Genomic DNA, 10443 nt, shown 5'->3' with positions numbered 1-10443 from the left:
GCTCGGCAATGTTTGTAGGTCGGTATTTATGCCGTCAAAGTCAAGACTGATAGCAAGGTCAAGAAAGAATAAACCTGATGGCTAGGTGTTGTGTCCCTGCGGTCAGGTAACCCAGATTCGTTTTTAACTTTAACTTTTAACTTTTAACTTTTAACTTAAATCGTAAGGAAGCATGAAAATGTCGATTCTTAATATGCAAGACCTAGAGCTTCAAGGTAAGCGTGTGCTTATTCGTGAAGATCTGAACGTACCTGTTAGCGACGGTGTGGTAACAAGTGACGCACGTCTACGCGCATCACTGCCAACCATTAAGTTGGCGCTTGAAAAAGGCGCAGCAGTTATGGTGATGTCTCACCTAGGCCGTCCTACTGAAGGTGAGTTTAACGCTGAATTCTCAATGCAGCCAGTGGTTAACTACCTTTCTAAAGCACTTGATTGCCCAGTGCGTCTTGCCAGTGAATACCTTGATGGTGTTGAAGTGGCTGTCGGTGAAGTGGTTGTTTTTGAAAACGTCCGTTTCAATGTTGGCGAGAAGAAAAACGATGAAGCGCTAGCCAAGAAAATGGCTGCTCTTTGTGACGTATACGTGATGGATGCCTTTGGTACTGCTCACCGTGCTCAAGCGTCAACTCATGGAGTGGGTCTTCATGCGCCAATTGCTTGTGCAGGTCCTTTGCTTGCCGGTGAACTTGCAGCATTAGGTAAAGCACTTGATAACCCAGCTCGTCCAATGGTGGCTATTGTTGGTGGCTCAAAAGTATCTACTAAGCTGACAGTGCTAGAAAGCCTATCAACTAAAGTGGATCAACTGGTTGTTGGTGGCGGTATTGCTAATACTTTCGTGGCAGCAGCTGGTCACAACGTCGGTAAGTCGCTGTATGAAGCCGACTTGATTGATGAAGCTAAGCGTCTTGTTACGGCAGCGCAAAGCGGTGGTGGCGATATTCCAGTACCAACCGATGTGGTTGTAGCGGGCGAGTTTAGCCCAACAGCGACTGCAACCTTGAAGGATGTTAGTGCTGTTTCAGATACAGATATGATTTTTGATATTGGTCCTGATAGTGCTGAAGCGTTAGCCGAAATTATTAAAAATGCCGGTACCGTTGTTTGGAACGGTCCTGTAGGCGTATTTGAGTTCGATCAGTTTGGTGAAGGCACTAAGCGCATCGCACAGGCTATTGCTGAATCAAATGCGTTCTCAATTGCTGGTGGTGGCGACACGCTTGCTGCGGTTGATAAGTATGATATCGCCGATAAAGTGTCATACATCTCAACAGGTGGCGGTGCTTTCCTTGAGTTTTTAGAAGGTAAAGAGTTACCAGCCGTAGCAATGCTTGAGAGTCGCGGCAAGTAATCGCAGCTGATTTTGCTATAGCATACAAAAAAATTACCAAACTGTATGTTGGCGGGCTTTAAATCGACATTTGTCGGGGTTACACTAGCCGCCAACAATACAGGGCTTAGCTTTGTAATATAAAAAGTATAGTAAGCATAAAAATTATAAAAAATAACCAGTAACCGTTATTGAGTTTAACGCAAGAATGCTGATGACTTGATGACATAAAAATCAATCCAAACGATAGCGACCTCGGTGAGTCAAATCACCCTATTATTGGAGTAAAAAATGGCCTTAATTTCCCTACGTCAAATGTTAGATCACGCAGCAGAGCACGGATATGGCGTACCTGCGTTTAACGTAAACAACCTTGAGCAGATGCGCGCAATTATGCAAGCTGCTGAAGCAACTGATAGCCCTGTGATTGTGCAGGCATCAGCGGGTGCACGTAAATATGCGCGCCCACAATTCCTTAAGTATCTAATGGCTGCAGCTCTTGAGCAGTACCCAGATATCCCAGTTTGTATTCACCAAGATCATGGTACTGACCCTGATATTTGTCAGCGCTCTATTCAGTTGGGTATGTCATCAGTAATGATGGACGGTTCTTTGATGGCTGATGGTAAAACACCTGCATCTTATGACTACAACGTTGATGTTACTCGTCGTACCGTGGCTTTTGCTCACGCATGTGGTGTATCAGTTGAAGGTGAAATTGGTTGTCTAGGTAGCTTGGAAACAGGTGAAGCTGGCGAAGAAGACGGTATTGGTGCTGCTGGTATTTTGACTATGGATCAAATGCTAACCACACCTGAAGAAGCGGCGCGCTTTGTATCAGACACCCATGTTGATGCCCTAGCGATCGCTATTGGTACTAGCCATGGTGCATACAAGTTCAGCCGTAAACCTACCGGTGAAGTACTGCGTATTGACCGTATTAAAGAGATCCACGCCCGTATTCCTAATACTCACCTTGTTATGCATGGTTCATCTTCAGTACCACAAGAGTGGCTAGAGATCATTAACCAGTATGGCGGCGCAATTCCTGAAACTTATGGCGTGCCATTAGAAGAGATTGTTGAAGGTATTAAGCACGGCGTACGTAAAGTAAACATCGATACTGATTTACGTTTAGCGTCAACAGGTGCGGTACGTAAATTCCTTGCTGAAAATCCAACAGAATTTGACCCACGTAAATTCTTGAAGGCGTCAATGGAAGCAATGGCTGATATCTGTACTACACGTTACGAAGCATTTGGTTGTGCGGGTATGGGCTCTAAGATCAAGCCTAAATCACTACAAGCTATGTACAAGGCATACCAGTCAGGCGAACTTGATCCACAAATCAAGTAAGTTTCACTGAGCAATTGAACAGCTTTATATAAAAATACCTGCCGAGTGCAGGTATTTTTTTGGCTATTGCTGATGTGCTTTAGCTTGGGTTATAAAACAAGGCAGATTGTTATAAGTCAGGTTTTCATTTGTTAGTACTAAATGTTAAGATCGCGCCGATTTTTAGGGAATTAAGTAAACGGAGTAATACAAAAATGAAAACAATGTTGACTGCAGTTGCAGTTCTATTGGCGGCTCCTTTTGCTGCCCATGCAGGCGCTGATTTTGTAGAAGGCGATAAGACTTTCGCTGGTGAAGCAGAGTTAGGTGCGACACTGACTACCGGTAATACTGATACTTCATCAGTGAAAGGCCGTTTAAAGATGATGCAAGAGCTAGGTAACTGGGAAAACCAATACCTGCTTGAAGGTCTTTATAAAGAAGATACTGGCGAAGTGACTGCCAAGCGCTACTACGCGGGTCTTCAAGGTGATTATAAGTTCGACGAAAAGAACTACATGTATATCACTGGTAATTATGAAGCTGATCCTTTTACCGGTTTTGACTTCAAAACAGTCGCTTCTGCTGGTTACGGCCATAAGTTTATCAATGAAGGTGACATGTTCCTTAGTGCCGAGATTGGTCCTGGTTACATTTATAAGAAACTTGATGACGAGCAGTCGGCATTATTAGGCTACGACAATGAAGATAGTGTTGTTGCTCACGGCGCGATGAACTTTCGCTACGATATCAGCGAATCATCTAAGTTTACCCAGCTATTTGTCGCTGATTATGGCGATAGTTTAGAAGGACGTTCTGAAACAGCTATCACAGCTAATATTATTGGTGCTCTTGCGATGAAGTTTGCGGTTATTGTACGTTATAACAATGAGCCGTTAGATGATAAGAAGAGTACTGATACTGAAACGAATATGACTCTGTTATACGCGTTCTAGATATTTAGTTGTCAGTAACATTTGATAGCTTTTAATAGAAGGCACCTTTTTAAAGGTGCCTTTATATTAATGACTCATTAAGTTACCGTAATGCTTGTTGAATGTTTCCGCTTTCGCTTAGGCTTTATTACCTTCATTTTACATGCCTCTCAATCTGTATCATCCCTATAACTTTTTGTCATAATATTAATGTGCTTAGGCTCACGAAAGTGCGATAGAGTCTATGATTGCATGATTTGATCAGGGACTAGACAAGCGATAATAAGTACACTGGCAAGCCATGAAATAGTATGAGTTGTAAATGTGTTTATAGGTCCAGTCCGGTTTGATGTTGAGCTTAGGCAGTTGGTGAATACCGAATCTGCACAAGCACTCAAATTGTCCAATATTGAGTTTCTAGTGATCAATGAACTGATCTCATTTAGAGGCCAGGTGGTATCGACTGAATCAATGTGTCATCAGCTCATGCCGCAAGTTGTAACCGCGCAAGATATCACTATAGCAATTACCAATATCAAAGCATTTTTAGGGGCGAATGTAGCCTCTATGATTGAAGTGGTAACTAATCAAGGCTATTTGCTGCACGTTAAATCTAGAAGCTTGCAAATGCACAGTACGCCCTATAATGCATTTTCAATTAAGCAGATCTCACTCTTATTGCTGCTAGGGGTAATGCTGGTTATTTTTCTGGCTACTCATTTTAGAACGACCGAAAATATTCGTTTTTCACTCCCTGAACAGATTTTACTTGATGGTAAGTATTCGGTATTAGTCCCTATCTATAACTCTGATGCAGAGCTTGATAGTTATCATAGTAAGTTTAGAGAAGTCGCCATTAAGCTAGAACAGTGTGAACAGCTAATGTGGGACAAGATCTACACCTCCGCATCTCCTTCTGGGGATATGCTACATTTTGTGATGCAAGATGAAACCGATCAAGTGATCAATTATGAAAATTTAAAAGTACTCAATGTTGGGGAGAGTTGGGATTTTATCAACGACTCATGGCTGCAGGAGTATGGATTCTGTGAATAATCCATTGCAGCGAGAACTTTTTATTGGTTTCCGTTCAACGCCAATTCTTATTACACTGATTTTTATACTCGGTTTGTGTATGGCATTAGATTACTTTGTGGAACCTAATGAGGATGTAAAGCTGGTTTGTTCGTCAAACCGTTATGATCATGATCATCATGGCTCACAGCATGCTGGTTTAAGATTTGAAATAGAAAGAGTCGGTAGCGCTGTGAAACTGCAGATGACCTACCTTAATGATGATAAAGATTTAGTGACGGTATCGGGTACTGGAACGTTAGTCGAAGTTTCAGCACCTGTGCTTACCTATAAAGTTCTGCTAGATTCAGCTGTGTTAAAAAGTGATTTACTGCAAACGGTGTATGAACCACACATGCAGGAAACTGTGCGATTAGTGAAGAAGTCAATTAATAAAGGCGCTGCTGGTAAGGGGGAAGCTTTTTACATTAAAGTGTTAGAAATGGACAAGACTACTGGTTTTGTTACCATCCAGTTGAGCGAACGCAACGCGTTGTGGGCGTGTAAGATCCAGTAGTCGATCAAAGCACTGCTGGCTCTACCGCTTATGCTGTTACCATTTTAGGTTATAGTTTGAGCTTATTAAGCTACAGCAGACTTTCCTTGGAAGTTAACGCTTGCTCATGCGGCAATCCATTCAGTAGCCAATAGACACCCAGCAGATATAAGACCCGTTCATGGCTAGCGATTGCTCTTTATGTTATACCAATCGCATTAAAAGTTTGATCATTCAGCGTTTTGCCAATTTGCTACTTCAGCCGCACTACGTGAGCCCTTCAGTCTTTCCACTTCTGCTTTGCATTGGCTTAAAAGGGAATAACCATTTCTTTACCAATGCGCTTTGAATTGAAAAGACTGGGGGGCTCTGAACGGGTCAAATACTTAATGCATTTGGTATTAGTTTAAATAGGCGGTATATACTGCGTCTGTGATCAGGGTTAAAGCTAATTCTCCTCGCTGAGTTAGACTATAATGATTAAGTCGATGTGTTTGTTTTGAAATGCATTTAAAGGATATATGTGGCTAAAATTAGAGTTAAACAAGAAGAATCACTATCAATAAAATTTCTACATCAGATGGAAGTCGGTGATAACCGTCGATTAGATCTGTATTTCTTCCTGCCTAAAGAGATGGGTATAAACCCGCAAAGCTTAAATGAAGAGGAGTATTATCACTCGTCTATCACTGGCCGCCGTTCCTACTATTCGTCTGGCTTGCACCTTCCTTTAGTACAAAGCCGTTTTGTCAGTCAAAAAAAGCGTACCGTAGATGAGTTTCGCCTCTATTTAAACCTGTTTGCTTATCAATTTTCAGTGGCGATTGAAACTGATAGTAAAGAGCTGGCCCAAGTTGAAGATCTTGCGCAGTTCTATACCTCTCTAGAGGAGCTAAGCGCGCAGGTAGTTCACTTGCTTAAGCGTTTTAGACGTAATGAGCCGAGTGACGATAAATGGAAGTCTTATTTTGAAAATGCCGATAATTACTTGTCTTGGCTATGTGAGCAGCGCTTACTTAAGCTGTTAGCCCATGCACCGAGAAGCAGTGATTATACCGAGATCACCGAGAGTGTGGTTGCACTATGTCGTGCTGAGGCTCAATACAGGAAAGAGCATAAATATAACTCCTCTAAGACGTTAGAAGATGCCAACCGTATTGCCAACAAAATGCATTTGTTAAGACGTTTGATCCAACAAGGTGTGGTACTTAAAGAGGAACTTAAGCCATTAGGTGTTGGGCTAAAGAAGATGACCACAGGCATTGCTACTGCAATGGTGATGATTGTTGTTTCCACCTTGATTATTAAAGCGCAAGGTGTGTTTAGTGGCTTAACCATTGCGTTAGTATTAACTCTTGCTGTTATTTATGGTTTTCGAGAAATCTTTAAAGACGATATTCGTAATGCGCTGTGGCGACTTATTCAGCGAGGGCGGCCACGTTGGAGCCGACTGTTGCGTGACACGACCAGTAAGCTATCAATAGGTAAGCAGCTGGTATGGCTCGACTTTATGAAGAAAAAGGAGTTGCCTCCTCAAGTTAATCAGATCTTAAAGAAACGCCATAGCCAAAATAAAGTGGACGCTGAGATCTTGCATTATGGGATCCACTCTCGGGTTTCGGCCAAAGGCTTTCTAGCAGGTTACTCACAAATTCAAGAGCAGGTTAACTTTAGCTTTGTCCCTTTTGCCAGAAACTTAGAACGTGGTAAGGCCAAAATTTATAAGGAACATGAAGGCAAGATTAGCAATGAGTCTGTAGAGCGACGTTATCAAGTTAATCTTATTTTGGTACTCAAAGAGGGCAAGGGTGAGCCACAGTACGCTCGTTATAAGATAACCATGAACCGCTCAACTATTATTGAGATCACTGAAAGTGATCTGCCATCAGGCATGAAAAATATGGATGAAATGCCTTTTGAAGATGAGTTATTAACCCCTAGCAGCACAGAAAGCGTAGAGGTCAAAACTAATTAACTATTATTCCTGAGCATTAGAAAATCTGCCTAGTAAAAGCCTGGCAGATGTTCTGCTCATCAGTTTGCTTCGCTCGCTTTAAGGCAACCTCTGCATTACTTAGGAACTGCTCTAGTACTTGGCCGCCTTGATAAGCTGCGATGCCGATACAGATCCCGTCGCCTAAACCATTGCTTTTGAGCTTAGACAGGGTATCGATGGCAAAGTAGTGGGCTTGGTCTGAATCCGTATCTGGTAACATGATAATCAGTTTACCTAGCTGCCAACGTGACATTTGATAACTATTGGGTAACTCGCGTAATAGCTGACTTTCAACCTCTTTTTGACGACTCTCTAACTGGCCAATATCACTCATATGGCTCAGCATGCCTTCGGCAGCAATATCGAGTAGCATCAGGCTAGAAAAATCCTTTTTCTCTTGACTCATATTAGTAAAGTAGCGCTCAAGATCGCGGCGATCGTTAAAGATAGTGCTGCGATGAGGCACTGAACTGCCTGGCTCTGTACCATGAACCTTTAACTTAGCATGCTCGAAGGTGCAAACAATGTATTCTATATCGTCTGATGCATCCAAATGCCCCTTTAAAGTGGCAAGCATGCAGTCATCGCTGGCGCGGTTGTTGGCAGATAGTATCTGTCCCTGCCACGTCTTTTTGAGGATTAGTTGCTGTGAGATCTGCGGCCATTGATTTTTGAAGTCTTCGGTTAGTAAGTCTGTAATCTGCAAATTACGGCTATCTTTTACCTGCATTAAAGAATTGAATGCAGCGTTAGATTTGATGATGACGCCTTTGGCATCAGACAGGACGGTTGCCATCGGATTATCATTAAGTAGTTGGTTTAGCCTTGCTACTTCTTGGCTATGTTTTAACTCGCCAATATCTTCAAACGTCACTAAGGTGTAGTTCTGCTTGTTATCCATATCGTATTCAAGGCGGAGACTGACAGATAACTGAGTATATTCAGAAGCCTCTGTATCAAGCTCTCCACGCCACTCTTTATCTTCAGCAAGCAGTGTTTCAAGTTCTTGGTACTGTTCGTCATCCATATGCAAGATACGCTGTAAGCTACGGTCAGACAGTTCATCTATTTCGAGCGATAATAGTTTTGCCGCCATAGTGTTGGCGCTGAGAACTCGGCCGTTCTCATTGGCAATAATATAGCCTGAATCGGTATTAAATAGACGATTGGCGAGATCAATACTGAAATCTCGTGAGCGGTGCACTAAGCGGTATGCATGGGTTAGATAGATAACAATGCAGGCGAGTAGAGTGAGGAATATCGCTCCACCCATCAAAATATTGCGCCACTGTTCAAATTTGGCAGCAATATCATCGTTCTTTACATAGGAGAGCAGGAAGTACTCTCTGCGGGTTTCGTATTGCGTTGTTAGCTCGACTTTAAGGTAAACAAAAGTGGCATCATCACCGTGGAATTGGCCAAAATTACTGGTGGCCATTTTTCGCCAAAGGGCAGGATATGATTGCTTGAGGCTGCCGCCCATGGTTTCTGGTAATCGACCCGTAGTAGGGGATTCAAGTGCGCCAGAGTACAGCAGACCTTGAGTATCAAGCATCATTAACGGTGCCTGTTTACTCGAGTAAGCGGGCTTGATGTTTTTTAACATGCGTGACATTGAATTGTAGGCGACCAGATAACCTCTTACTGTTTGGTCCGGGTTTTCAAGCCATGCAAGTTGATAGAGGTAGGGCTCTAGCTTGCCATTGATAGGGCTAAATTCAAGCGGAGAGGTGTAGATTTCATTACCTCCCATGTTGCGTGAACTGCCTAACAAAGACGGTGGTAACGCATGGTGACCAAAATTTTCATCTGTGGCAAATTTCAGCTGACCTTGGGGGTCATAAAGTGCAATCCCTAATAGCTCAGGAATATTATCAACGACAATATCCCAGTTATTTTGCAGCTTTTCTTGATTAGCTTCAGTGGGTAAATGCAGATAGCTGTTAAGCAACTCTGAGGTGGCAAACATCTGTGTTCTAAATTGTTGAAACGATACTTTATCCGCTATCAGTGTTCCAACCGCTTGTAGCTCACTGTAGCGCTGGGTAGCCCAGTCTTCTTGTAGACGTCTTTCACCAAGAGTAATGACAATATTGGTAAGAACAACGACCGAAATCAATAGAATGCAGATCTGACTAGCAGCCGCAAAAATTCGTTGTTGGGACCATTGGATCCCTTGTGCATTGATAAGTAGCGGTAATTTTCGCGTCAACATGAATAGCTATTTCGATGGTTGTTATAGCCGCTATATTATACCAATTTGGCTATATATGTAATCAATTCAGTGTTGTTACATCATTCGTTATCGGAGCAACAAAGCACTATTTTTAACAATGCTATAGACACATTAGCCGACAATACCTAGCTCTCTTTGTTTGAACTGAGCGCCAGATACTTCAACTATTTTACGACAAGCCTCAATATCGACCTCTGCAAGCCCATTTATCGCAGAGACCTGCACATCAGCAATGTAGTGTGGCGCTAGCTTGATAAATTCAAGTAGGGCGGCATAAGCACCTTTTAATTTAGGCTGGCAATGTACTAGATAAGCCGCTTCAGTATCTGCGTTAAGTGATATAGACAGGCTGTCTACGCACTTTGCTAGGTCAGGTAAAATATTGCGCCGATGAAAGAGGTTACCCAGTCCATCTGTATTGACTCTTACTTTGCCCCCACGGGCTTTAATTTCGGTAGCGACGCTTAGAAGAGTGGCTAAGTTGAGGGTCGGCTCACCATAGCCGCAAAATACATATTCGTCGAAGCTAGATGTGTTGCCCAGCAACGCAATCACTTGCTCTGCGCTTGGTTGGCTCTCTAAGGCTAGCTGATACTGATGAACTTGCTTACTGCCGTTGTGCTTAGGACAGAACTGACAGCGTAGAGTGCACCTACCTGTGATATTGAGGTAGCGGCTATTGCGAATATCGTAAACAAGTGTGGCAGCAGATTGGGTCATATTGATGATCACTAGCAAGAGAGACATTTAGCATAGCGAATATGACGTACTAATTCTGTTCGCTAGATCGAGTATTATACCAATTCCACTAAAGATGTGACCAATTCAGAGCTTTCTCAGGACTTTCAATTCAAGGCGCATTGTTGAAGAAATGGTTATTCCCTTTTAAGACAATGCAACGCAGCAGTGAATGTCCTGAGAAGCTCACTGCGTGCGGGTTTTAAATCCCTTAATACGGCGCAAGTGGCTTTCGATATAGAATAACTATTAGCTACAACCCACGTGCTTGTCTAAAGTGATTTAAATTCCCGCTGAATG

The 10443-nt window shown here is 42.7% G+C and carries 8 protein-coding genes; 6 read left to right on the top strand and 2 right to left on the bottom strand.

Going from position 1 to position 10443, the window contains the following annotated elements:
- Positions 1–178: 178 nt before the first annotated feature.
- The 6 genes from AB4135_RS20780 (at position 179) to AB4135_RS20755 (ending at position 7148) form a co-directional block, all read left to right on the top strand.
- Positions 179–1354 (top strand): phosphoglycerate kinase, encoded by a 1176-nt coding sequence (locus tag AB4135_RS20780; protein WP_371995336.1) that lies wholly within the window; start codon positions 179–181, stop codon positions 1352–1354.
- 270 nt (positions 1355–1624) lie between these two features.
- Positions 1625–2689: a class II fructose-bisphosphate aldolase gene (gene fba, locus AB4135_RS20775; RefSeq protein WP_248972934.1), complete on the top strand. Its 1065-nt coding sequence runs from the start codon at positions 1625–1627 to the stop codon at positions 2687–2689.
- Positions 2690–2883: 194 nt separating this feature from the next.
- Positions 2884–3624 carry a YdiY family protein gene (locus AB4135_RS20770; RefSeq protein ID WP_371995335.1) on the top strand — a complete coding sequence of 247 codons (741 nt, stop codon included), beginning with the start codon at positions 2884–2886 and terminating at the stop codon, positions 3622–3624.
- 303 nt (positions 3625–3927) lie between these two features.
- Positions 3928–4659: a helix-turn-helix domain-containing protein gene (locus AB4135_RS20765; protein ID WP_371995334.1), complete on the top strand. Its 732-nt coding sequence runs from the start codon at positions 3928–3930 to the stop codon at positions 4657–4659.
- The gene (locus AB4135_RS20760; protein WP_371995333.1) at positions 4652–5194 is read left to right on the top strand and encodes a hypothetical protein; all 543 of its coding nucleotides are present in this window, start codon (positions 4652–4654) and stop codon (positions 5192–5194) included. Before AB4135_RS20765 ends, AB4135_RS20760 begins: the two co-directional genes overlap by 8 nt.
- A gap of 502 nt (positions 5195–5696) precedes the next feature.
- Entirely contained in the window at positions 5697–7148 is a 1452-nt protein-coding gene (locus AB4135_RS20755; protein ID WP_371995332.1) for a hypothetical protein, read from the top strand.
- 16 nt (positions 7149–7164) lie between these two features.
- Here the strand turns inward: AB4135_RS20755 and AB4135_RS20750 are convergent, their stop codons facing one another.
- Complete coding sequence (locus AB4135_RS20750) at positions 7165–9384, bottom strand: PAS domain-containing protein (RefSeq protein WP_371995331.1); 2220 nt, start codon at positions 9382–9384, stop codon at positions 7165–7167.
- A gap of 132 nt (positions 9385–9516) precedes the next feature.
- Complete coding sequence (locus tag AB4135_RS20745; protein WP_371995330.1) at positions 9517–10125, bottom strand: TatD family nuclease-associated radical SAM protein; 609 nt, start codon at positions 10123–10125, stop codon at positions 9517–9519.
- Positions 10126–10443: the final 318 nt, after the last annotated feature.

This window comes from Shewanella sp. 10N.286.54.B9, assembly GCF_041468565.1.
Classification (GTDB): Bacteria; Pseudomonadota; Gammaproteobacteria; order Enterobacterales; family Shewanellaceae; genus Shewanella.
The sequence above is the reverse complement of the archived record's forward strand: the minus strand, read 5'-3'. Positions and strand labels throughout refer to the sequence as shown.